This is a genomic window from Janthinobacterium sp. FW305-128, from assembly GCF_020858135.1.
Classification (GTDB): Bacteria; Pseudomonadota; Gammaproteobacteria; order Burkholderiales; family Burkholderiaceae_D; genus Janthinobacterium.
Genome location: NZ_JACYMK010000014.1, coordinates 28,939 through 50,934, shown reverse-complemented (window position 1 = coordinate 50,934; position 21,996 = coordinate 28,939). Strand labels below are relative to the sequence as shown.

16 protein-coding genes are annotated in these 21,996 nt (G+C 63.8%); 6 read left to right on the top strand and 10 right to left on the bottom strand.

The window, feature by feature from the left end; all coding sequences use genetic code 11:
- Window positions 1-41 precede the first annotated feature (41 nt).
- The 5 genes from IGS60_RS25200 to IGS60_RS25180 form a co-directional block, all read right to left on the bottom strand.
- Complete coding sequence (locus tag IGS60_RS25200) at window positions 42-3,182, bottom strand: efflux RND transporter permease subunit (protein WP_230506540.1); 3,141 nt, start codon at window positions 3,180-3,182, stop codon at window positions 42-44.
- A gap of 25 nt (window positions 3,183-3,207) precedes the next feature.
- Window positions 3,208-4,425, bottom strand: a complete 1,218-nt coding sequence (locus IGS60_RS25195; RefSeq protein WP_230506539.1) for an efflux RND transporter periplasmic adaptor subunit — start codon at window positions 4,423-4,425, stop codon at window positions 3,208-3,210.
- Window positions 4,426-4,437: 12 nt separating this feature from the next.
- Complete coding sequence (locus tag IGS60_RS25190; protein WP_230506538.1) at window positions 4,438-5,670, bottom strand: TolC family protein; 1,233 nt, start codon at window positions 5,668-5,670, stop codon at window positions 4,438-4,440.
- Window positions 5,671-5,775: 105 nt separating this feature from the next.
- Complete coding sequence (gene czcI, locus IGS60_RS25185; protein WP_230506537.1) at window positions 5,776-6,138, bottom strand: cation efflux protein, CzcI family; 363 nt, start codon at window positions 6,136-6,138, stop codon at window positions 5,776-5,778.
- Window positions 6,139-6,180: 42 nt separating this feature from the next.
- Window positions 6,181-7,728, bottom strand: a complete 1,548-nt coding sequence (locus IGS60_RS25180) for a C13 family peptidase (protein ID WP_230506536.1) — start codon at window positions 7,726-7,728, stop codon at window positions 6,181-6,183.
- A 185-nt stretch (window positions 7,729-7,913) separates the two neighbouring features.
- On the opposite strand from IGS60_RS25180, the gene IGS60_RS25175 reads away from it, so the two are divergent.
- Complete coding sequence (locus IGS60_RS25175; RefSeq protein WP_230506535.1) at window positions 7,914-9,860, top strand: GAF domain-containing sensor histidine kinase; 1,947 nt, start codon at window positions 7,914-7,916, stop codon at window positions 9,858-9,860.
- A 284-nt stretch (window positions 9,861-10,144) separates the two neighbouring features.
- On the opposite strand, the gene IGS60_RS25170 is transcribed toward IGS60_RS25175, so the two are convergent.
- The gene (locus tag IGS60_RS25170; protein ID WP_070292411.1) at window positions 10,145-11,656 is read right to left on the bottom strand and encodes a DUF3369 domain-containing protein; all 1,512 of its coding nucleotides are present in this window, start codon (window positions 11,654-11,656) and stop codon (window positions 10,145-10,147) included.
- Window positions 11,657-12,090: 434 nt separating this feature from the next.
- Here IGS60_RS25170 and IGS60_RS25165 point away from each other — a divergent pair, with 434 nt between their 5' ends.
- Window positions 12,091-12,594 carry a DUF3016 domain-containing protein gene (locus IGS60_RS25165; protein WP_070292412.1) on the top strand — a complete coding sequence of 168 codons (504 nt, stop codon included), beginning with the start codon at window positions 12,091-12,093 and terminating at the stop codon, window positions 12,592-12,594.
- 138 nt (window positions 12,595-12,732) lie between these two features.
- A complete protein-coding gene (locus tag IGS60_RS25160) occupies window positions 12,733-13,275 on the top strand; it encodes a DUF3016 domain-containing protein (protein ID WP_230506534.1) in 543 nt (180 codons plus the stop codon).
- On the opposite strand, the gene IGS60_RS25155 is transcribed toward IGS60_RS25160, so the two are convergent.
- The 3 genes from IGS60_RS25155 to IGS60_RS25145 form a co-directional block, all read right to left on the bottom strand.
- Complete coding sequence (locus tag IGS60_RS25155) at window positions 13,276-14,061, bottom strand: ABC transporter substrate-binding protein (protein WP_230506533.1); 786 nt, start codon at window positions 14,059-14,061, stop codon at window positions 13,276-13,278. It abuts the gene before it with no gap.
- Between the two features lie 71 nt (window positions 14,062-14,132).
- Window positions 14,133-14,576 carry a thioesterase family protein gene (locus IGS60_RS25150; protein WP_070217768.1) on the bottom strand — a complete coding sequence of 148 codons (444 nt, stop codon included), beginning with the start codon at window positions 14,574-14,576 and terminating at the stop codon, window positions 14,133-14,135.
- 132 nt (window positions 14,577-14,708) lie between these two features.
- The gene (locus IGS60_RS25145) at window positions 14,709-16,163 is read right to left on the bottom strand and encodes a sorbosone dehydrogenase family protein (RefSeq protein ID WP_230506532.1); all 1,455 of its coding nucleotides are present in this window, start codon (window positions 16,161-16,163) and stop codon (window positions 14,709-14,711) included.
- A gap of 216 nt (window positions 16,164-16,379) precedes the next feature.
- On the opposite strand from IGS60_RS25145, the gene IGS60_RS25140 reads away from it, so the two are divergent.
- Both IGS60_RS25140 and IGS60_RS25135 read left to right on the top strand, forming a co-directional pair.
- Window positions 16,380-17,486 (top strand): S-(hydroxymethyl)glutathione dehydrogenase/class III alcohol dehydrogenase, encoded by a 1,107-nt coding sequence (locus tag IGS60_RS25140; protein WP_099409206.1) that lies wholly within the window; start codon window positions 16,380-16,382, stop codon window positions 17,484-17,486.
- Window positions 17,487-17,602: 116 nt separating this feature from the next.
- On the top strand, window positions 17,603-17,836 hold the full coding sequence (locus IGS60_RS25135; protein ID WP_230506531.1) for a hypothetical protein: 234 nt from the start codon (window positions 17,603-17,605) through the stop codon (window positions 17,834-17,836).
- Window positions 17,837-17,848: 12 nt separating this feature from the next.
- Here IGS60_RS25135 and IGS60_RS25130 read toward each other — a convergent pair whose 3' ends face one another.
- A complete protein-coding gene (locus IGS60_RS25130) occupies window positions 17,849-18,853 on the bottom strand; it encodes a GlxA family transcriptional regulator (protein ID WP_070217731.1) in 1,005 nt (334 codons plus the stop codon).
- Window positions 18,854-18,968: 115 nt separating this feature from the next.
- On the opposite strand from IGS60_RS25130, the gene IGS60_RS25125 reads away from it, so the two are divergent.
- Window positions 18,969-21,911: a polymer-forming cytoskeletal protein gene (locus tag IGS60_RS25125; protein ID WP_230506530.1), complete on the top strand. Its 2,943-nt coding sequence runs from the start codon at window positions 18,969-18,971 to the stop codon at window positions 21,909-21,911.
- Window positions 21,912-21,996 lie beyond the last annotated feature (85 nt).

The following is a 21,996-nucleotide window of genomic DNA, read 5'->3' as shown; positions in this document are numbered from 1 at the left end:
CAATGTGTCGGATGACGCGCTTGCGACCTCGGCGGCCCCCGCTAATCCGACCTGCCTCTTACGGCATACGCCAGCCGGTACAACAGCGGCAGCACCAGCAGCGTCAATGCCGTCGACGATAAAATGCCGCCGATCACCACGGTGGCCAGCGGACGCTGCACTTCGGCGCCCGTGCCCGTGGCAATGGCCATCGGCACGAAACCGAGCGACGCCACCAGCGCCGTCATCAAGACGGGCCGCAAACGCGTGATGGCCCCCTCGCGTATCGCATCCTGCAAGGGCATGCCCTGTTCGCGCAGCTGGCGGATGTAGGCAATCATCACCAGGCCGTTCAGCACGGCCACGCCGGACAGGGCGATGAAACCGACCGCCGCCGAAATCGACATGGGAATGTCGCGCAGCCACAGGGCGACGATGCCGCCCGTCAAGGCGAACGGGATGCCGCTGAAGACCAATAGTCCATCCTTCACGTTGCCGAACATGGCGAACAGCAACACAAACACGAGGGCCAAGGCCACGGGCACCACCAGTTCCAGGCGTTTCGTGGCCGACTGCAATTGCTCGAACTGGCCGCCCCAGCTGGTCCAGTAGCCAGCCGGAATGGCCACCTGCGATTGCAACTGCTGCGTGGCATCGGCCACGAAGGAGCCGATATCGCGCCCGCGCACGTTGGCGCTGATGACGATGCGGCGCTTGCCGTCTTCGCGGCTGATCTGGTTCGGTCCCGGCGCCACTTGCAGGCTGGCCACTTCGCCGAGCGGGATGAAGCGCGCGCGGCCTTCCGCCGCCGCGCCCAGGGGCAGGGCGATGGGCAGGCGTTTCAACTGCTCCAGGTCGCTGCGCAGGCTGTCGGGCAGGCGCACGACGATGTCGAAGCGGCGGTCGCCCTGGAACAGGGTACCCGCCTCTTGCCCGCCGATGGCCGTGGCGATCGCCGCTTGCACGTCGGCAATATTGAGACCGTAGCGCGCCGTCTGCTCGCGGTCGATCTGCACCGTCAGCATGGGCAGGCCCGTCGTCTGCTCGACTTTTACCTCTGTTGCGCCCGGAATCTTGCCCAACACGACCGCAATCTTCGCCGCCGTGCTGTCGAGCACGCTCATATCGTCGCCGAACAGTTTCACGGCCACGTCGCTGCGCACGCCGGAAATCAGTTCATTGAAGCGCAGCTGGATCGGCTGCGAAAACTCATAGTTATTGCCCGGCAAGCTCGTGGCCGTCGCTTCGATTTCCGCCAGCAATTGCTCGCGCGACTTCTTCGGTTCCGGCCATGCGTCGCGGGGTTTCAGCATGATGTAACCGTCGGAGATATTCGGCGGCATGGGATCAGAGGCGATCTCGGCCGTTCCAGTGCGGGCGAACACGCGCGCGATTTCCTTGTGGTTTGCCATCAGCTTGCTTTCCAGCTGCTGCTGCATGGCCAGCGATTGCGTCAAGCTGGTGCCGGGGATGCGCAGGGCCTGGATGGCGATGTCGCCCTCGTTCAGGCTGGGCACGAATTCGCTGCCCATGCGCGTGGCCAGCAAGCCGGACAGCACGACGGCTACCGCCGCGCCCGTCAACACGACGGGCGTGTTGCGCATCACCTGGTCCAGCAGCGGCGCATACCAGCGCTTGGCGGCGCGCATGATGGCGTTTTCCTTCTCCGCCACCTTGTCGCCGATAAACAGCGCGACGGCGGCGGGAATGAAGGTGATCGACAGCAGCATGGCGCCGAGCAGGGCGATGACCACCGTCAGGGCCATCGGCGTAAACATGCGGCCCTCCACGCCCGTCAGCGCGAAGATGGGCAGGTACACGACCATGATGATCAGCTGCCCGTACAGCAAGGGGCGGCGCGCTTCTTGCGATGCCGCAAACACTTCCTGAAAACGCTCCTGCAAGGTCAGCGGCCGTCCCAGCTTCTGCTGCGCATGGGCCAGGCGGCGCACGCAGTTTTCCACGATGACCACGGCGCCATCGATGATGATGCCGAAATCGAGCGCCCCCAGGCTCATCAGGTTGGCGCTCACATGGTATTGCACCATGCCCGTAAACGTGAACAGCATGGCCAGCGGAATCACCATGGCCGTGATGACGGCCGCGCGGATATTGCCGAGGAACAAAAACAAAATGGCGATCACCAATACCGCCCCTTCCAGCAGGTTTTTCTTCACCGTATTGATGGCCTTGTCGACGAGCACCGTGCGGTCATACACGGTGACGGCGTGCACGCCTTTCGGCAGGCTGCGGTTGATCTCGATCATCTTCTTGTCGACGGCTTGCGACACGGCGCGGCTGTTTTGCCCGATCAGCATGAAGACGGTGCCGAGCACCACTTCGCGGCCGTTTTCCGTGGCCGCGCCCGTGCGCAGCTCGCGCCCCAGCACCACGTCGGCCACGTCGCGGATGCGGATGGCCACGCCTTGCACATTGGCGACGACGATGTTGCCGATGTCGTCCTTGGACGCCACCTGGCCCGGGGCGCGTATCAGCAGCTGCTCGCCCTGCTTTTCGATGTAGCCGGCGCCCACGTTGCTGTTGTTGCGCTCGAGCGCCGTCACCACGTCTTGCAGGCTGATGCCGTAGGCGGCCAGTTTTTCCGGGTAGGGCGCCACCTGGTATTGCTTGGCGTAACCGCCGATGGCATTGATTTCCGTGACGCCCGTGACATTGCGCAACTGCGGCTTGATGATCCAGTCCTGGATTTCGCGCAAGTCCGTCGGCGTGTAGGGCGTGCCGTCCGGCTTTTTCGCGCCCTCCTGCGTTTCCACCGTCCACAGATAGATTTCACCGAGACCCGTGGAAACGGGCCCCATCTTCGGCGTGATGCCGGCCGGCAAGCTTTCCTTCGCTTCCTGCAGGCGCTCGTTGATCATCTGGCGGGCAAAATAAATGTCCGTACCATCCTTGAAGATCACGGTCACTTGCGACAAACCATAGCGCGACAGCGAACGCGTCTGCTCCAGGTTGGGCAAGCCGGCCATGGCCGTCTCGATGGGGAAGGTGACTCGCTGCTCGGTTTCCAGCGGCGAATAGCCGGCGGACTGGGTATTGATTTGCACCTGCACGTTGGTGATGTCGGGCACGGCGTCGATGGGCAGCTTTTGATAGCTGTAGATGCCCAGGCCGGCCATGGCGGCCACGGCCAGCATCACCAGCCAGCGCTGGTCGATGGCAAAGCGGATCAAGCGTTCAAACATGATGGTTTCCTTAGCTTTGACGTGATCAATGTTCGTGGCCGGCAGAATCTTTGCCCAGCTCGGACTTCAGGACAAAACTGCCTTGCGCCGCGTACGGCGTGCCGGCGACCAGGCCCTGTTTGATGTGCGTCAGATTGCCATCGCTGCGGCCCAGCACCACGGGCGTGGCCTGGTAGCCATCCTTGACCTGCACGAAGACGACGGGCTTGTCTTCCACCGTCTGGATGGCCGTGCTCTGCACTGTGACGGGCGCGTCCGCTTCACCGGACACGACTTCCACGCTGACGAACAGGCCCGGGCGCCAGGCCATGTCCGGGTTCTGCAAGCTGATGCGTGCCTTGGCCGTGCGCGTCTGCTCGCCCAGCAGTGCGCCCACGTAGGTGATCGTGCCTTGCGCGCTGGCATCGAAAGCGCTGGCTTTCACCTCCGCCTTGCCTCCCATGCGCACGGTGGCCAGGTCTTTCGCCGGTACGGCGATTTCCGCCCACACGGTCGACAGGTCGGAAATGACGAAGATGTTCGCGTCTTCCTTGACGGCTTCGCCCAGGGTGATGTGTTTTTCCAGCACCATGCCGTCGAACGGCGCGCGGATCTCGTAGCGGTTCAGCGGCCCTTTGCTGGCCCCGGTCCCGGCGCCGCTGGCGCCCAGCGCGCTGAGTTTTTGCTGCGCGTTCTGCACGGCGATTTCCGCCTCGCGCCACGCCTGCTGCGCCTGCAGGTAATCCTGTTCGGCCGAAATCTTTTCGCGCCACAGTTTTTCTTCGCGCTCGTATGTAGAGCGGGCCAGGGAGAGCCGCCGCTGCGCCGACAGCAGCGCGCTGCGCTGTTCCGACAGTTCCGTGCTGGCGATGACGGCCAGTACCTGCCCCTTTTTCACCAGCTGGCCCAGGTCCGCCTGCACGGCTTCCACCACGCCGGCCAGACGGGGCACGACGTGGGCCGTGCGGTCTTCATTGAAACGGATTTCGCCGGGCAGGGCGACCGTCGTCTTGATGCGGCCGGGCGCGGCCGTGGCGATGACGACGCCGGCCGCGCGGCTTTGCGCCGCCGTCAATTCCAGCCTGCCTTCCACTTCCTCGTGGCCGTGTTCGTCTTTCTTTTCAGCATGGGCTTCCACCTTGGCGGCGGCGGGCGGCGTGGTCTTGGAATTGCCCGTGCCGAGGATGAGGATGGCCAGCACGATGCCGGCGGCCGCGATGGAGGCGATGGCGATCGCCTGTTTTTTGTTCAGTGTGATGTTCATGGAGGGTATTCCTTACAGGGGAGCTGGTGTGCCCAGCAGGCGCTCGATCTCGGCGGCGGCGTGCTGCGCTTCCGTCAGCGCGCGCAGGTATTGGTTTTTGGCTTGCAGCAAGGTGCGCTGGGCATCGAGCACGTCGAGGAAGGCGAACTTGCCGAACTCAAAGCCCTTGCTGGCCGCGTCGTAGGCGCTTTGCGCGCCGGGCAAGATGTCCAGGCGCAAGCTTTCCACGTCGAGCCGGGCCGTGGCCAGGCGTTCGCTGGCGGCGGCCACGTCCGTCTGCACGGCGATGCGGGCGGCGGCCAGCTCGTCGCTGGCCTTGTCGCTGCGGCGCAGGGCGTCGAGCTTGTTGCCCGCATTGCGGTCGAACAACGGCAGCGGCAGGGCCAGACCGATGATGGCCTGGTTGCGGCCCAGTTCTTCCGAGCGCTTCATGCCGATGCTGAGCGTGACGTCGGGCGTGGCGCGCCGCTGTTCCATGTCCAGCATGGCTTGCCGTTGCGCCAGCGCGCTGCGCGCCTGGCGCACGGCCGGCGCTTGCTCCAGCCGTGCCGCCAGTTCGCTGCGTGGCGGCAGCTCGGGCAAGGTTTCCAGGCGGCCCTCGGCTACGCTAAAGCGGGGCGCGGCATTGCCCCATAGGGCGGCCAGGCGCTTGCGGGCGCTGGCCAGGGTGCTGCGGGCCAGGTTCAGTTCCAGCCGCACGCTCGCTTCGGCAACCCTGGCGCGGGTTTCCTCGACAGGCGAGGCCTTGCCGGCCGTCACCCGGCGCGCCGTGATGTCGCTGGCGCGCGCGGCCAAGGCTTGCGCGCTGTCGGCCAGGCGCAAGCCTTCCTGCGCCGCCAGCACGTCGACAAAGGCGGACGTGACGGCGGCGCGCGTGTCGGCTTGCTGCAGTGACAGGCCGGCCTGCGCCAGTTCCTGGCCCTGCTGCGCGACGGCGGCGCGCGCACCCCGTTTGCCGCCCAGTTCTATGAGCTGGTTGAGTTGCACGGTGGTGCTGCGCGTGGCGCGCCGCGTGTCTTCCAGCACGGTTTGCAGTTCCGGGTTGGGCAGGGCGCGCGCCTGTTGCAGGGCGCCGCCCTGCGCCGCCAGTTCATGGCGGGCGGCCGACAGGGTGGCGTTGCCGCCTTCGGCCAGCAGCAGCGCGGCGGGCAGGGTCAGGGGACCGGCGGGTTCCGTAGGTGCTTGCGCATGGGCAAAGTTGCCGGCCAGCAGGCCAGCGGAAAGTAACAAGATGATTTGGTACATCGAATTCTCCAGGGAATGGAAAAAGAATTCGACGGGACGCGCAGGCTGGCGCCTGCTTTAGTCAGGCCCGCATATTGCGATCAGTGAAAGAAACGTCCCGTCGGCCTAGATGGCCGACGACCAGTCAGGGCGCTTGGGAGCGTCCGGGATGTGGGAAGCGTAAAAGAAAGGGGACGTGTCCGCGTTGACGGACGCCATGTCGCCGACGGGCAGGCTGGAGCCGGCCGGCAGCCATGCGTGGCCGATGCCATGGCAGACATTGCAATCGCTGTGCGGCTGGCCTTTTTTCTGCTGCTCAGCTTTATGGCCGGCGGTTTTTTTGTCCGCATCGGCCTTGTGCTGGTGGCTGTGGTGGCCCAGGTGTTGCGCCGCCTTGCCCTCCTCGTGCAGGCAATACGCGCTCGCCGCGGCCCAGGACATCTGGAGCGGAAGCACGAACAGCAGCAAAATGAGGAAGAATTGTCGCATGGTGACGGCTATTGTACAGAAAGGCGGGCGGCCGTGCCGTGCTTAGCGTGGCTGGGCGCGCCACGCCTTCAGCTGCGCGGCAATCGCCTTACCCTGGAATAGCTGCGGCTCGGAATGCTCTTCCGCCTCCATGCCGCCTTCGAGGAAATCGGCCGCCTCGCGCGCCTGCACCAGCACCTTGGCCTTGTCGAACGCCTCGGCAAAGCCGGCGCTCTTGGGCAAGGCTTCCTTGAAATACGCTTCGCTGAAGTAAGTAAAATCGTTCTGGTCGTCGCAGCCGAACGAGGTGCGGTCGCTGCGCGCGGCCGCGATGATGAGGGTATTGTCATCTTTCAATGGCGCAATAAAGCCGCCCGCATAGCAGGCCGAGATCACGATGACTTTCCAGCGGATGCCGCTGTGCTTGAGCATGCCCGCCAGCTCTTGCGCGGGCAAGCTGTGCAAATCCATGCCGTTTTGCGCCAGCGCCAGTTCGTGCTCGGGCGAGCCGTGGCTGGTGAGGAATAAAAACAGGATGTCGTTGGCCTTGTCCATCTTCGCGCCCAGGGCGTCGAGGCTGGCGGCGATGCTGGTGCGCGTGGCCATCGGCTGCTGCGCCACCGTGTTGCGGCTGTTGACCAGCATCAGGGAGCGGCCCACGGTGCCGTAATCGCGGTCGAACTGGCGCTGCACGAAGGCCGTTTCGCGGTGAAACACTTCCTGCGCGCCATCGCCGGCCACGCCCAGCAGGTACAGGTTGATCTTTTTCGCCGCATCGCGCGGCGCGATCCGGGCCAGGGCGCCGTCGAGCAGGCTGCGCTGGTTGTACAGGGCCAGCTCGATATTGTCGCGCGTGAGCTTGTCTGCGGCCGGGTCGTCCAGCTGGCCTTCCGTCCAGTTGCCGCTGTCTTCGCGCCGGCCGTCCGCCTGCGCCACGGCATAGCGCAGCACGCCCTTGCCGTCGAACTGGCCATTCTTGAAGCCGCCCCGGTATTCGTCGCCGTCGGCCGTGCGCAGCACGCCTGTACCCTCGAATTTCCAGTCTTTCAGCTCGCCTTCATAGTGGATGCCGTCGCTGGTGGTGACCTTCGCCTTGCCCTGCACCTGTCCCTGGACGAATTCGCCTTCGAAGACAGTGCCGTCCGTGTCGGTCAGCTTGCCGGCGCCGTGCGGGCGCCAGTGCTTGAAATGGCCCTCGAAGGTGGCGCCGTCGGCGCCCTGGAAGCGGCCTTGTCCCTCGAAGCTGCCGTTGACGAAGCTGCCCGCATAGATTTCACCCTTGGGCGAGGTGTAGCGGCCGATGCCGTCGAAGGCGCCCTGGCGGAAGGCGCCCGTGTATTCGACGCCGGACGCCTGGCGCAGCTTGCCCTGGCCGGAAAACACGCCGCGCGCGAAGCCCCCTTCGTAAAACGCGCCGCTCGCGTATTCGAGCCGGCCCTGGCCGTGCATCTTGCCCGCGACGAGGGGACCGAAATAGCGTCCGCCATCGGCCGTTTCCGCCGCCGGCGCCTTGGCTGGCGCGGCGCACAATGGCGGCATGCCCAGCGCGGCAAAGGCCAGCAGGCCGGCGAGGGTGTAGGGGCGAAGCGAGGCGCGTAGCGTGGCAGTCATGAGGACGGTCTGGTCTGTAGGAAGGGGCCTAGTCTGCCACTGTATCGGCCAGGTGGCAAATGCGCGCGTGGCGAGTGTTGCTATCGCTCAAGGCAAGATTCTGCGTTTTATGCCGTGCCAAGGCTGGGCTGAACTGATAATATTGATTTTCAGAACATATACTTGCACAAGGTACATAGTCACCCATGGAAAGCCGTCTCAGCCGCCTGGAAGCCGTCCAGACCGTGTTGCTGGAAATCGGGCAGCGCTCGAGCACCTGCAGCGATATCAGCGAATTCCTGCAGGCGGTGCATGCGGCGCTGGGGCGCATCATGTATGCGGCGAACTTTTACGTGGCGCTCAGCGACCGCGACGACGGCCTCGTGCGCTTCCCGTATTTTGTCGACGAATTCGACGCCGCTCCAGACCCGGACGAGGGTGTGCGCCTGGCCAGCGCCGCGCAGTCGCCCACGGCCTGGGTCATCGTCAACCGCAAGCAACTGGTGATGACGGCCGACGACGACGCCATGCGCGCCATCGGCGGCGGCGCCTGGGGCGGCGGCACGGCGGCCGAGCATTGGATAGGCTGTCCGCTGCTGGACCAGCAGCACCAGGTACTCGGTGCCATCGTCATCCAGAGCTACGACGCGCAGCACCGTTTCAGCCTGGAAGACCAGGCCCTGTTCGCGCTGATCGCCACGCACGTGTCGAGCGCCCTGCAAGGCATGCAAAGCATGGACCGGCTGGAAAAGGCGGTGCAGGAGCGCACGGCCCTGCTGGCGCACGAGGTGGCCGAGCGGCGGCGCGCGGAAAACCTGCAGCATGCGCTGTATGAAATCGCCAACCTGTCGGCGCAGGCGGCCGACGCGACGACCCTGTATGCGCGCCTGCACGCCATCATCAGCGAACTGGTGACGGCGAAGAATTTCCTCATCGCCCTGTACCACCCGGACAACAAGGACATCACGATCCCGTATTTCGTCGACGAGAAGGATGCGCAGGCGCCCGTGAAACGTTTTCATTACGGCATCGGCATGAGTTCCTATGTGCTGGCGCGGCGCAAGGCGTGCCTGCTCGATGCCGACAGCTATGCGGCGCTGGTGGCCAGCGGCGAGATGGACGAGCCGCTGGGCAATACCAGCATCGCCAGCTGGATGGGCGCGCCCATGCTGCTGGGCGAGAGAAAGTATGGCGTGATCATCGTGCAAAGCTACGACGAATCCGTCGTGTATGGCCAGGCGGAACTGGACGTGCTGGCCTTCATGGCCAGCCACGTGGCCGTGGCGATGGCCCGCATCCAGGCCGACAGCGCCATGCGCCAGGCCAAGGAAGCGCTGGAAGAGCAGAATGCGGCCCTGAACAGCGCCTTGAACGCCTTGCAGGAAGCGCAGTCGGAACTGGTGCGCCAGGAAAAGCTGGCGTCCCTGGGACGCCTGGTGGCGGGCGTGGCGCATGAAATCAATACGCCGCTGGGCATCTGCGTGACGGCCACCAGCCACCTGGTGCAGGAATTGAAACTGACGCGCGAAGACCTGGACGGCGGCCAGCTCGATGAAGACGGCTTGCGGCAATTTTTCGACATCATCGACCAGACCTTACGCATCATGACGACGAACACGCAGCGCGCCGCGGCGCTGGTGCGCAGCTTCAAGCAGGTGGCCGTGGACCAGTCCTCGGATGAGCTGCGCAGCTTTAACTTGCGCAAATACCTCGATGAAATCCTGCTGTCCTTGCAACCCAAGCTCAAGGGCAAGCCGGTCAAGGTGGAGATCGACTGCGCGCCCGAGGTGCAACTGCGCAGCTATCCGGGCGCCGTCTCGCAGATCGTCACGAACATGGTGGTCAATTCACTGGTGCACGGCTTTGCGGAAGGCGAGCCGGGCAGGATCAAGATCAGTGCCAGGACGGCCGGCGACATGCTGGAACTCGACTACAGCGACGACGGCATGGGCATGGACAGCGCCACCCTGGGCCAGTTGTTCGACCCCTTCTTCACGACCAAGCGGGGCTCGGGCGGCAGCGGCCTCGGTGCGCACATCCTGTACAACCTGGTGACGGGGCCGCTGGGCGGGACGGTGAAGGTGGTCAGTGCGCCGGGGATGGGGTTGCATTACAAGATACGCTTTCCGCTGGAGCCACGTAGGTCGGATTAGCGGCAAGGCCGCGTAATCCGACGCCGGAGGCTAGGCTAAAAACGGCGGGCTGGAGACGCGGGCCCGGAGTACCTGTGTTGGGGGCTTGAGCCGAAGCGTGTTTTGCTGGTGTGCAGATCGCGTAATCCGACAACATCGTTGGCGTGGCTGCCGGTGGTGTCGGATTACGGCCTGCGGCCTAATCCGACCTACGCCAGCTTTTTATCGGGGAAGCGTTAGTTCAAGGCATGCTACGTAGGTCGGATTAGCGGCAAGGCCGCGTAATCCGACACCACCGCCAGCTTTTAATCAGGGAAACGTTGATTCAGCGCCAGGGCCTCGTCCAGGTTCGCAATCAGCAACTCCACATACTGCGGGTCCAAATGGCTGCCGCTCACTTCGCGCAGGTAGCTGACCACGCGCTCGAGGGGCCAGGCATCCTTGTAGCAGCGCTTGTGCATGAGGGCGTCGAAGACGTCGGCGACGGCGGCGATGCGCGCGTATTTGTGGATGTTTTCGCCCACCAGCCCTTGCGGGTAGCCGCTGCCGTCGAATTTTTCATGGTGCTGGTGGGCGATCACGGCGGCCGCCTTCAAGAGCGGGCGCTGCGAACCGTCGAGGATGGACATGCCCACCGTCGGATGCTGCTTCATGATTTCCCACTCTGCCGCGTCGAGCTTGCCGGGTTTCAGCAGCACGGCGTCGGGCGTGGAAATCTTGCCGATGTCGTGCATGGGCGCCGCGTGGCGCAGCACCATGGTTTCCTCTTCCGACATGCCGGACGCCTGCGCCAGCAGCTGGCACACTTCGGCCATGCGGCGCACGTGGTTGCCGCCTTCGTGCGAGCGCGATTCGACCACGTCGCCCAGGCGCAGGATCAGCTCGGCCTGGGTGTCGGTGATTTCCTGCGTCAGCAGGATGTTGTCGAAGGCGATCGCCACGCCGGAACAAAATACTTCCAGCAATTGCGCGTCGAGGTCGGAAATCTCTTCCACGCCCTTGAGCACCAGCAGGGAGGCCTTGCCGCTGCTGTTGGGGAAATAGCCGACATAGGTGTCGCCATGCAGGCGCGAAATTTTATTGCTCTTGGCGTCGTCCAGCTGCGACAGCAGAGACGGGCTGAGGATGCCGCCATCGGCTTCATGGTCGCCGATCTGCGCGAGGATTTCATAGTCCTGCTCGCCCGTGATGGCGCTGGCGCCGCGCAGGCGCAGCAGCATGCTCGTTTCCAGGCGCAGCAGGGCGACGACTTGCTGCAGCAGGCCGCTGGCGAAGTCGCGCAGGTTGCGCTGCTTGAAAATGTGCGCCGAGGCGGCGATGACGCGCTCGAGGCCTTCGCGGTAGTGCAGCTGGGCCTGGCGCGCCTCTTCCACCTTCATGATGTCGCGGTAGGCGCGCAGGGCGGCAAAGGTGGTGGTAAACAGCTTGGTGCGGTCGAGTTCGGTTTTTTCCTTGTAGTCGTTGATGTCGTAGTTGACGATCACCCGTTCTTCCGGCGCCTGTCCCGGCTGCCCCGTGCGCAGCACGATGCGCGTAAACTGGTTGCCCAGGTCTTCGCGCATCCAACGCGCCACCTCCAGGCCGCTGTCTTCGCGTTCCATCACCACGTCGAGGAAGACGAGCGCGATGCCTTCTTCGCGCGCCAGCACCTGCTTGGCCTCGGCGCCGCTGTACGCATGCACAAAGCTCAGGGCGCGGCCCTCGAGACGGAAACGGCTCAGCGTGAGTTCGGTGATGTCGTGGATGTCGGGTTCATCATCGACGAGCAGGACTTTCCAGGGAGGTAACTTGGGCGATGCAGATGACAAAAATGACATAAGGGCGAGTTCCGCTAAAAGGCATAACTGACGCAATGCTGAGACGCCCGCGCCAGGAATTCCTGTGCGCCATGACCGGCGTTGCGCGTTTTTCGGGCGCATTCTGTCGATTGTAGACCGACCGCTAAGTATTAACAATAAGCAAGAACAATTGACTAAAATCATGCAACACACGTGCTAAAAAAGCACTTTAAATCCATGCTGTCTACACTATCTATACTTTATCGCTTAGGCAACTATATTTTCAAGACAATACTTTGTTTTAATTAATATTGCTAATGAATCTGCAAAAAAATACGGCGTCTTTCCTTCTTGGCGAAAAACCGGAAAAGTAACAAGGTATGAATTACGCGCCAGAAGGGACTGGAGCGCGCTATATTGGACAGGCATAAGAAGTGGCTCCATGCCACTCATATTTCCTGAAAGGGTACACCATGCAAAAGCAAACGACACGCGCCCTGATCGCCGGCCTGGCCTTGCTGGCCAGCAGCGCGGCCTGGGCAGGAACTGAAGTGCGGTTCAGCAAACCGGATCAATACACGGACGTTCCGTTCAATCCGCAGGACCGCGACGACGTGCTGAAGGAACTGAGCCGGCATTTCGAGAAACTGGGCGCATTGTTGCCGCCCGGGCAAACCTTGAAAATCGACGTCACGGACGTGGATCTGGCGGGACGTGAAAACCCGTCGCTGCGTGCGGGCCAGGATATCCGCGTCATGAATGGCCGGGTCGACTGGCCGCGCATGCGCCTGCACTATGTGCTGGAACAGGATGGCAAGGTCATCAGCAGCGGCAATGCTGCCCTGTCCGACATGTCGTACCTGACCCGTCTCAATCCTTACTTCAGCAATGAAAAGTTGCGCTATGAAAAGTTGATGATCGATGACTGGTATGCCGATACCTTTGGCATCAAGGTAAAGCGCCACGCGCGCAAGTAAACGGCCCGGTCAGTCGCGTGGCGCCACGCGAAACGTATTGCGCTCCGGAAATGTTCACTTCAGGCTATAGTCAGGCAGGGTAGGCAGAAGCCGGCATGGAGTTGCCGCCGGGCCGTGAACTTTCTGGAGGGAAGGCATATGCGTATTTCCACGATGACGAAAACATGGATAGCCGCCTTGGCGCTGGCTGCGGGCAGCAGTGCCTGGGCGGGCGTCCAGGTGACGTTCGAAAAACCCGACGACTATTCCGACGTGCCGTTCAGCTCGCGCGAACGGGAGCAGGTGCTGGCGGGCCTGGCGGATCACTTCAGCTGGTTAGGCAAGAGCTTGCCCCCCGGTCAGGACCTCAGGATCGAAATCACCGATGTTGACCTGGCGGGACGCGAAGACCCGGCGCGCCGCGGTGCCTTCGATGTGCGCGTGATGACGGGCCGTGCTGACTGGCCCCGTCTGCGCTTGCGCTATACGCTCGAGCAGCATGGCAAAGTCATTGCCAGCGGCAACGCGTATCTGTCGGATATGTCCTATTTGCAACATATCAACCGTTATTCCAGCAACGATGCCTTGCGCTATGAAAAGCGCATGATCGACGAGTGGTTCAAGAATACCTTCGGCGTCAAGCCCCAGGGCCGCAGCAGTCCCGTCCTGACCTTGCAGCCGCGCGACGTTCAGCGCAGGTAATCAACGCAAATAAGCGTCTTCGATGTGCGCCAGCTGGCCGTTCTGCCGCATGGCAAGCAGGGCGGCATTCATTTTCTCGATGAAATCGGTCTTGTAGGAAGGCGTGTTGCGCGCGCTGTAGGCGATGTAGGTGGCTTCGGACGACAGTTCCAGCACTTCGCGCAAGTGAAAACCGTAGCCGGCCAGTTCGCCTTGCAGCCGGCGCGCCGTATGGCGTGCCGCGCCGCGGTCGCTGGCGTAGCAATCGATGCGCCGCAGGGCCAGTTTCTTCAGATTCGCCTCATTGCCCTTGGCCGCATCCAGGCGCAGCAGCCCCTGGCGGGCGGGCGCCATCAACTTTTCCGATAGTAAAAATCCTGTGTTGACGCCGATGGTCAGGCCCGCAAAGTCGGCCGGGAAGTGCGTGCGCGGCGTGCGCATGACGGCGTCATGGCAAAACAGCACCACCGATTCGCGGTGCAGCATGGCCGAGTACGGCTGCACGTATGGCCGTTCCGTCTTGCGTCCGGGCGGGAACAAGCCGAAAACCTTGCCTTTTTCCAGCGCATCGAGCCCCCGTTTCCAGGGGCGCGGCTGCAGTTCCAGCCGGTACCCGGGCATCCGGCTGGCCGCCTGGCGCAGGATATCGATGTACATGCCCTTGAAAGCGCCGTTTTCCACATAGCTGTACGGCGCATAGTCATCGTCGCCGTACAGGATCACGGTTTGCGGCGCGGCCAGGGCGGGCGGCAACATGCCCAGCAGGGCCAGGGTCAGGCACAGTCTTGCCGTGATTGCTGATTGCATGCCGCTCCAGATTTAATGTCTTCCTGATAAGCATACAGCATGGCGGCATGACGGCCCGTTTAATCGATCCTTCAATCGATCCAGTTCACCAGTGGAAACTTGCTTGCGAACTCTTCCGCCATGGGCACGACCTGGCTGCGCTTGTAGTTGAAGAAGACAAAGCCGGACTTGGCCATCGCGATCAGGGTGTTGTCGCGCGGACGCGTGATGCGGAAGGTGATGTCGCCGCCATACTTGTTGAAATCCATGACGCCCACTTCGAACAGCAGCTGGTCGCGCGCATGGGCTTCGGCGCGGTAGGTGGTGGCCAGGTCGGTGACGATGATGCCGGTGCCGTCCGCTTCGATGTCGCGCACGCCATATTCGAACAGGAAGCGGGCGCGCGCCTCGGAAATCATGGAAATCATGGAATCGTTGCCGAGATGGTTGCCGGCGTTGATGTCCGTCGTGCGTACCGTCAGTTGCGAGGAATAGCAGTACTGGTCTTCGGGGAATTCAAGTTTCAAACGGGCCATGGTGTTCTCTTGGGCTGGTGCGCAGGGCGCGGCGAAAAAATCCAATTCTAGCCGGTTCGCCGTGCCCCGTCGAAAAACGCCGCCTCTGGCGTGCGCTGCCATGACTGCTTGCGCACGCTGACTGGCCTATGCTTATTTACGGACAATCCGGTACACCTTGCCCGTGCCGCTCAGCATGTACAGCTCGTTTTGCGCATCCTGGCCAAAGGACAGGATGTTGCCCACGTTCGTGATGCCCCAGTCTGTCACAGCGGAGGCGGCGCCATTGCTGTAGCTGAAACTTTTCAGCCAGCCGCCGCAGTAGTCGGAATACAGGTATTGTCCCGCCAGTTCCGGCAAGGCCGTGCCCCGGTACACATAGCCGCCCGTGATGGAGCAGTTGCCCGCACTGCCGGTGTCGTATTCGATAACGGGCAATACCAGACCCGCCTGATTGCAACTGGCGCTGTTGTAACAGTGCGCGCCTTCCATGATGTTCCAGCCATAGTTGTTGCCCGCCTGGCCCACGGGACGCACGTCGACTTCCTCCCAGTTGGCCTGGCCCACGTCGGCGATGTACAGCAGCTGGGCCGGCACGTCGAAGGCGTAGCGCCACGGATTGCGCAAGCCGTAGGCCCAGATTTCTCCGCGCCCGCCCGCCGTGCCGGCAAATGGGTTGCCGGGCGGAATGGCGTAAGGCTGGGCTACCGTGCTGGCGTTGACATCCAGGCGCAGCAGCTTGCCCAGCAGCACATTCGTGTTTTGCGCATTGCGGGGCGGGTCGCCGCCACCGCCGCCGTCGCCCGTGCCCGCATACAGATAGCCGTCCGGCCCAAAACTGAGCAAGCCGCCATAGTGGTTGCTGAACGTGGGGTGGGCAATCGTGAGGATGGTCAGCGCGGACAGGGGATCGGCCACGTTGGCGTTGCCGGCCGACACTTGTCTGCGCTCGATGACGATATCGCCGGCCAGGTTGGTGTAGTAGATGAAAAAATAGCCATTGCTGGCGTACTGTGGATGGAAGGCCATCGACAGCAAGCCCCGTTCGCCGCTGGTGGTGGTGAGCGTGCTGATGTCGAGGAAGGGCGTGGCCAGCAGGTTGCCGTTCTGCACCACGCGGATGCGGCCGGGACGCTCCACAATGAAAAGGCGGCTGTCGCCGGGCGGCGCCGTGAGGAAGAGGGGGGAGCTCAAGCCGTTGGCCACTTCCTGCAGGCGCAGGGCCAGCGGCGCGGTCGCCGCATACTGGATGCTGGCGCTGGCCGTCGCCCCCGCATTGACTTGTACCTGCTGCGTGACGGGCGTGGGCGCCAAGGTCCCCGTGCCTTGCGCCACGCTGGCGGCATTGATGGCGTAGGCGCCGGGCGCCAGGCCGGTGAGCGTGGTGCTTGCCGTCAATGTCTTGCTGTACGACGCAGGCCCCGTGACCGTGACTGCGCCCGCCACGCCGGCCGGCAAGCCGCCGATGCTGACCGCCAGGCTGCCTGTGGTGGAGCCGGGCGCGGGGTCGTCGTCGCCACCGCCGCCACAGGCGGCCAGCAGGGCCAGGCAGCATGCCAGCAGCAGGGCCAGCCAGGGGCGGGCAGAGCGGTGAAGGAAAGGGCGCATGTCAGTCTCCTGCGGGAACGCGGCAATGGCTGCTCGATCGGTGCTGGGCTTGTGCCAAGAATGCGCGTCTGTAGGGCGGGAAGATTGAGCTGGCACAAACGTGCGGCGCCATCGGACAAATGCGCCGCGTTTTCAGACAAGCGCGGGGTCCCTTGCGCCGCCCCGCTCACCGGCGTCCGATAATGGCGCATCTGAAACCGAGCAGGAAGACACCCCATGAAAACCAAAGCCGCGATTGCCTGGAAGGCGGGCGCCCCGCTGACCATCGAAGAAGTCGACCTGGCCGGCCCGCGCGCCGGCGAAGTACTGGTCGAGCTGAAAGCCACGGGTATTTGCCATACCGATTACTACACCTTGTCCGGCGCCGATCCGGAAGGTATTTTTCCTGCCATCCTCGGCCATGAGGGCGCCGGCGTCGTCGTCGATGTGGGCCCGGGCGTGACGACCCTGAAAAAGGACGACCACGTCATTCCCCTGTACACGCCGGAATGCCGCCAGTGCAAATTCTGCCTGTCGCAAAAGACGAATCTGTGCCAGGCCATCCGTTCGACCCAGGGCCGCGGCCTGATGCCGGACGCCACCAGCCGCTTTTCGCTGAATGGCCAGCCGCTGTTCCATTACATGGGCACGTCCACCTTTTCCAATTACATCGTCGTGCCGGAAATCGCCCTGGCCAAGATCCGCGAAGACGCGCCGTTCGACAAGGTCTGCTACATCGGCTGCGGCGTGACGACGGGCGTGGGCGCCGTGCTGTTCTCGGCCAAGGTCGAGGCGGGTGCCAACGTGGCCGTGTTCGGCCTGGGCGGCATCGGCCTGAACGTGATCCAGGCGGCGAAGATGGTCGGCGCCGACAAGATCATCGGCATCGACATCAACCCGGCGCGCCAGGCCATCGCGCGCAAGTTCGGCATGACGCATTTCATCAACCCGAACGAAGTGGACAACGTGGTCGACGCCATCGTGCAGCTGACGGACGGCGGCGCCGATTATTCGTTCGAATGCGTGGGCAATACGACCCTGATGCGCCAGGCGCTTGAGTGCACGCACAAGGGCTGGGGCAAATCGTTCATCATCGGCGTGGCGGCAGCGGGCCAGGAAATCTCCACGCGTCCGTTCCAGCTGGTGACGGGGCGCGAATGGCGCGGTTCCGCATTCGGCGGCGCACGCGGCCGCACGGACGTGCCGAAGATCGTCGACTGGTATATGGAAGGCAAGCTCAACATTGACGACCTGATCACGCACCGCTTGCCGCTCGAACGCATCAACGAAGGCTTCGACCTGATGAAGAGCGGCGAATCGATCCGTTCCGTCGTGTTGTACTAATCTTATCGGATGTACTCATTGCGCAACACTTGACGGACGGGGCTGGGCGGCAGGCTGTACTTCGCTGCCTGCCCCTGCTAGTGTGAAGACATTATGTCTTGCTTTGGGAGCCGTCCATGTTTGCCACTGCCTATCTCGCGACCTTGCGCCGCATGCTGCCCGTCTTCCTCGGCGCGGCCCTGTCTTCCCTGCTGGCCTTGTGGTGGAGCAATGTCGCCATCCTCGCCACGCCCGCCATCTGGCTGGCGCTGCTGGCCACCTATCTGCTATGCGCGCTGATGTTCACGCCGCTGGCCTGGCACCGCCAGCAGCTGGCCACGCGCCACGTGCGCACCAACAAGTCGCGCTGACCTTCGCTGCGCCTAGCGCGCCGTGCTGGAAAAGCGCTCGCGGTAGTCGCGCGGCGTGATGGCGAGTTTCTTTTGAAACAGGCGGCGTAGCCTGTCCTCGCTATGCAGACCCGCCTGCACGGCCACCTGTTTTAAGGAAGACACATTGTCTTCCAGTAAGCGGCGCGCCACTTCGAAGCGCGCCGTGTCGATGAATTCCGTGGGACTGGTGCCCGTTTCGCGCTGGAAGACGCGCGTAAAATTGCGCTCGCTCATGGCCAGCCTGGCTGCCAGCAGCGGCACCGTGAGCTCGTCGGCCAGGTGCTCCATGATCCAGCCCTGCAATTGCCGGATGGTGGGATGCGTCGTCATCTGGCTCGACAGGTGCACGGAAAACTGCGACTGGCCGCCGGGCCGCTTCAGATACACGACCAGGTCGCGCGCCACTTCGAGCGCGATATCGCGGCTGAAATCGTCTTCCACCAGGGCCAGCGCCAGGTCGATGCCGGCCGTCACGCCGGCCGACGTCCAGAATTTCCCTTCCCGCACGAAAATCGCATCCGCATTGACCTGTATCTGGGGGTAGCGCTGGCGCAGGCTGTCCACGGCGCTCCAGTGCGTGGCGGCGCTCTTGCCGTCGAGTACACCGGCCTCGGCCAGGAAGAAGCAGCCCGTGCACAGCGCCGCCAGCGTATCGATGCGGGGCGCCGCCTCGGCCACCCAGGCGGCGAGAGCGGGAATGTCCTGCAGCACCTGCTCGACGTGGTGGCAGCCGACGATGACGGCCAGGTCGGGCAAGCGGTGCGCATCGAGCGCCTTGCTCGCGTGCAGCGACATCAGGGTGTCCGACTCGACGGGGCCGATGGCCGTCGAGGCGATGCGCACGTCGTAGCCGCCAGGCAGATTACGCAGGCGCAAATGCGTGTTGGCGTAATCAAACACTTTCATGGCGCCGATGGCTTCGAGCGCCTTGAAGCCGGGATAGACGATGATGTCGACGGTGCGCAGGGGGAATTCTTTGGGGCTTTGCTTGATCATGCGATATGCGTGAAGGAGATAAATACTGCCATAATGCAATAACAGCGATGGCGTAGATTAGCATGGAATAATCCGCGCGCCCGCTGGCTCCCCACCCACCGGATTCCTCGATATCGTGCGCTTACTTCACTTTTTTGCCGCCCTGACATTGCTGCTGGGCTCCTCGCTTGCCCACGCGGCCACGCTCAACTTCAATGGCGGCACCGTCAGCGGCTGCAGCCTGAGCACGGACGGCTTGCAATACACGTGCGCCTCGCTGGCGCCGGGCTCCACCGACGTCATCGTCATCGGCAGCGCGTATGGCGTGACGGTCAACAGTTCCCTGGCGATGAGCTACAACCAGGGCTTGACGATGAGCGGCAATGCCGCGCTGACGGTCAAGGGCAATCTCGACATCAAGGACATCAATCCGTCGAACCTGAAAGTGACGGGGGGCAGCTTGAGCGCCGAGGGCGGCACTTTCCTCATGGGCGCGCAGGAACAGACCATTACGGCGAATATTTCCGCCACCACCATCAAGATGGGCTCGAACAACGTCAAGGTGACGGGCAAGATCAGCGCCAAGGGCCCGGTGGAAATCGCTTCGGGTTCCGTCATCAACGGTCCCATCAGCGGCACCGTCGTCAATATCCTGGCCTCCAGTACCCGCATCCAGGGCGATATCACGGCGACCACCTCGCTGACCATCGGTTCCGGCAGCCAGGTGACGGGCAATCTGAAATCGCCGACGATCGACTTGAAGGCATCGGGCCTGCTCGTCACGGGCGACGTGGACGCCAGCAATTCCTTGTCGATCGCTTCCGGCAATGGCATCAAGGGCAATGTGGACGCCGGCGAGGTGACGCTCGACTCGTCCAACGCCTATATCACGGGCAACGCCAAGGTCGACCACATCACCCTGGGCTGGCAGGGCCGCGTGCAGCAGACGATCACCTGCAAGGCGTACACGCCGTCGAACCCGTGCAGTTGCGTGACGAACAACAGCGGCTGGGCTTTCAATGAGCCGATGGGGCCGAAGTGCGGCCCGGGCACCCAGGCCGGGCCGGATCATTTCCAGATCACGCATCCGCCTTCGGCGCTCAGTTGTGCGCCCGCGCCCGTGACCGTGACGGCCTGCGCCGACGCGGCCTGCAGCACCGTCTACACGGGCGCGGCCCAGGTCACGCTGACGCCGGGCGGCGCCGTGGCACAACTCAACGCGACCCTACCGGCGACAGGCACGGCCGCGTCCAGCGTAGCGCAGACCACGCCGGCCAGCAACGTTCCCCTGGGCCTGAGCAGCACGCCGGCGACGACGGGGGCGCTGGTTTGCAAGAGCAGCATCGACGGCAGCGTGACCAATTGTCAGATGGCATTTGTCAGCAGCGCGCTGCAGGTGAGCGGCCTCCCCCGTTATGCCGAGGCCGAGGGGCCCATCGCCATCAGCGCGCTGCAGGCGTCGGCATCGAACCCGCGCGCCTGCGTGCCCCTGTTTTCCAACCAGAACAAGACCTTGCAGCTGCGCTGCAACTACGCCAATCCCGGCACGGGCACCTTGCCCGCGCGCATACAGGACAAGGATGGCACGTATAAACCCCTGGCCGCCAACGCGGGCAGTGCCTGCAGCGCGAACGGTACCGCCGTGCAACTGGCCTTCGATGCCAACGGCCTGGCCACGCCGAACATGCTGTACGCCGATGCGGGTGCGCTGGGCCTGACGGCCACGTATGCCCCGGCCAGCGGCAGCGACAGCGGCCTGACCATGACGGGCAGCGGCACTGTCATCGTGGGGCCCCGGCGTTTCGTGTTCAGCGCCATCGCCACGCCGCAGCGCGCGGGCCTGGCCGCGTTGCCCGTGGAGCCCGCCACCCGCATCAGCGTGTCGGCCGTGAACGTGGCCGACGCCGTGACGGCCAATTTTGGCAGGGAAACGACGGCGCAGACGGTGCTGCTGGGCAGTAGTCTCGTCGCGCCCACCTTTTCCGGCGCCGCCAACCCCGCAGTCGCGGGCAGCCTGACTTTTAACAACGGCATCGGCACCGCCAGCAACCTGAGCTGGGCGGAAGCGGGCACCGTCCAGTTTACGGCGACGATGGCCACCTACCTCGGGGCCCCGCCGCCCGCCGTCAATGGCGTCGTCCCGCCCTTTGCCACGGGCGCCAGCAACAGCGTGCAATTCATCCCGCACCACTTCGTCACGGAGGTGCCTGGCACTGAGCCCATGCCTTGCAAGGCGCCATTGTCCTGCGCGGCGGGCAGTTTCATCTATGCGCAGCAGCCGTTCAAGCTGCGCGTCACGGCGCAGAATGCCACGAACGGGACGACGCTCAACTTCGACGGGCGCGACACGGCCTTGACGACCCAGGTGGCCTTGCGCGCCTACGATGCCGCCACGGGCCTGACGGCCTTTCCGCCGGCGGCGCCGTCGGGCAGCCGGCTGAGTGACGGGACTGCCGCGCAAACCAGCGTGACGGGCATCGCGCCGGCCAGCTTCACGGCGGGCGTGGCCAGCAGCCAGATCGCCTACCGCTTTCCCGGCGCATTTGCGGTACCGGCCGGTACGGTCGCGCTGGCGCCGCCGACCGACGTGCTGTTCCGTGCCACCACTACCTATGCCGGCGGCACCGCCGTGACGTCGGCGCCGTCCGATGCCGGCACGGAAGCGAAGCTGACCGTGCTTACGGGCCGCATCATGGTGCCCCATAGCTACGGTTCCGAGCGCCTGCCGATACGCCTGCCCGTACAGGTGCAATACTGGAATAGCGGCTGGCTGGGCAATGTGTCCGATAGCGTCACGCAGTTCGGGAGTGCCGGGGTCACGCTAGCCAACTGCGGCAAGGGATTTACCTCGGGCACTGGCGCGTGCAATGGCGTTCTGAAAGTGCAGGGCGGCACCTATGCATTCAAGCAAGGCGCCTTGCCTCCACCCAATGGGCAACTGGTCTTGCTGGCACCCGGCGTGGCGGGTAGCGTCGACGTGTCTGTCAGCGGCTTGCATTACCTGCCCAGCACCCTGGGGCACGTCGTCTTTGGCATCCTCAGATCGGGTCCCGTGATTTACCTGCGCGAGATGTATTAGCCTGGACCAAGGGCGGGGGCAGAAAAGGGGAAAAACCAGTAACATGCCTGCTTGTGACATCCTCCCCAACCTCAGACTGGAGTTT

Excerpts from the sequence above, each read along its gene's own strand:
- IGS60_RS25200 (WP_230506540.1), bottom strand. The coding sequence starts at position 3,182 with ATGTTTGAACGCTTGATCCGCTTTGCCATCGACCAGCGCTGGCTGGTG.
- IGS60_RS25195 (WP_230506539.1), bottom strand. The coding sequence starts at position 4,425 with ATGAACATCACACTGAACAAAAAACAGGCGATCGCCATCGCCTCCATC.
- IGS60_RS25190 (WP_230506538.1), bottom strand. The coding sequence starts at position 5,670 with ATGTACCAAATCATCTTGTTACTTTCCGCTGGCCTGCTGGCCGGCAAC.
- czcI (WP_230506537.1), bottom strand. The coding sequence starts at position 6,138 with ATGCGACAATTCTTCCTCATTTTGCTGCTGTTCGTGCTTCCGCTCCAG.
- IGS60_RS25180 (WP_230506536.1), bottom strand. The coding sequence starts at position 7,728 with ATGACTGCCACGCTACGCGCCTCGCTTCGCCCCTACACCCTCGCCGGC.
- IGS60_RS25175 (WP_230506535.1), top strand. The coding sequence starts at position 7,914 with ATGGAAAGCCGTCTCAGCCGCCTGGAAGCCGTCCAGACCGTGTTGCTG.
- IGS60_RS25170 (WP_070292411.1), bottom strand. The coding sequence starts at position 11,656 with ATGTCATTTTTGTCATCTGCATCGCCCAAGTTACCTCCCTGGAAAGTC.
- IGS60_RS25165 (WP_070292412.1), top strand. The coding sequence starts at position 12,091 with ATGCAAAAGCAAACGACACGCGCCCTGATCGCCGGCCTGGCCTTGCTG.
- IGS60_RS25160 (WP_230506534.1), top strand. The coding sequence starts at position 12,733 with ATGCGTATTTCCACGATGACGAAAACATGGATAGCCGCCTTGGCGCTG.
- IGS60_RS25155 (WP_230506533.1), bottom strand. The coding sequence starts at position 14,061 with ATGCAATCAGCAATCACGGCAAGACTGTGCCTGACCCTGGCCCTGCTG.
- IGS60_RS25150 (WP_070217768.1), bottom strand. The coding sequence starts at position 14,576 with ATGGCCCGTTTGAAACTTGAATTCCCCGAAGACCAGTACTGCTATTCC.
- IGS60_RS25145 (WP_230506532.1), bottom strand. The coding sequence starts at position 16,163 with ATGCGCCCTTTCCTTCACCGCTCTGCCCGCCCCTGGCTGGCCCTGCTG.
- IGS60_RS25140 (WP_099409206.1), top strand. The coding sequence starts at position 16,380 with ATGAAAACCAAAGCCGCGATTGCCTGGAAGGCGGGCGCCCCGCTGACC.
- IGS60_RS25135 (WP_230506531.1), top strand. The coding sequence starts at position 17,603 with ATGTTTGCCACTGCCTATCTCGCGACCTTGCGCCGCATGCTGCCCGTC.
- IGS60_RS25130 (WP_070217731.1), bottom strand. The coding sequence starts at position 18,853 with ATGATCAAGCAAAGCCCCAAAGAATTCCCCCTGCGCACCGTCGACATC.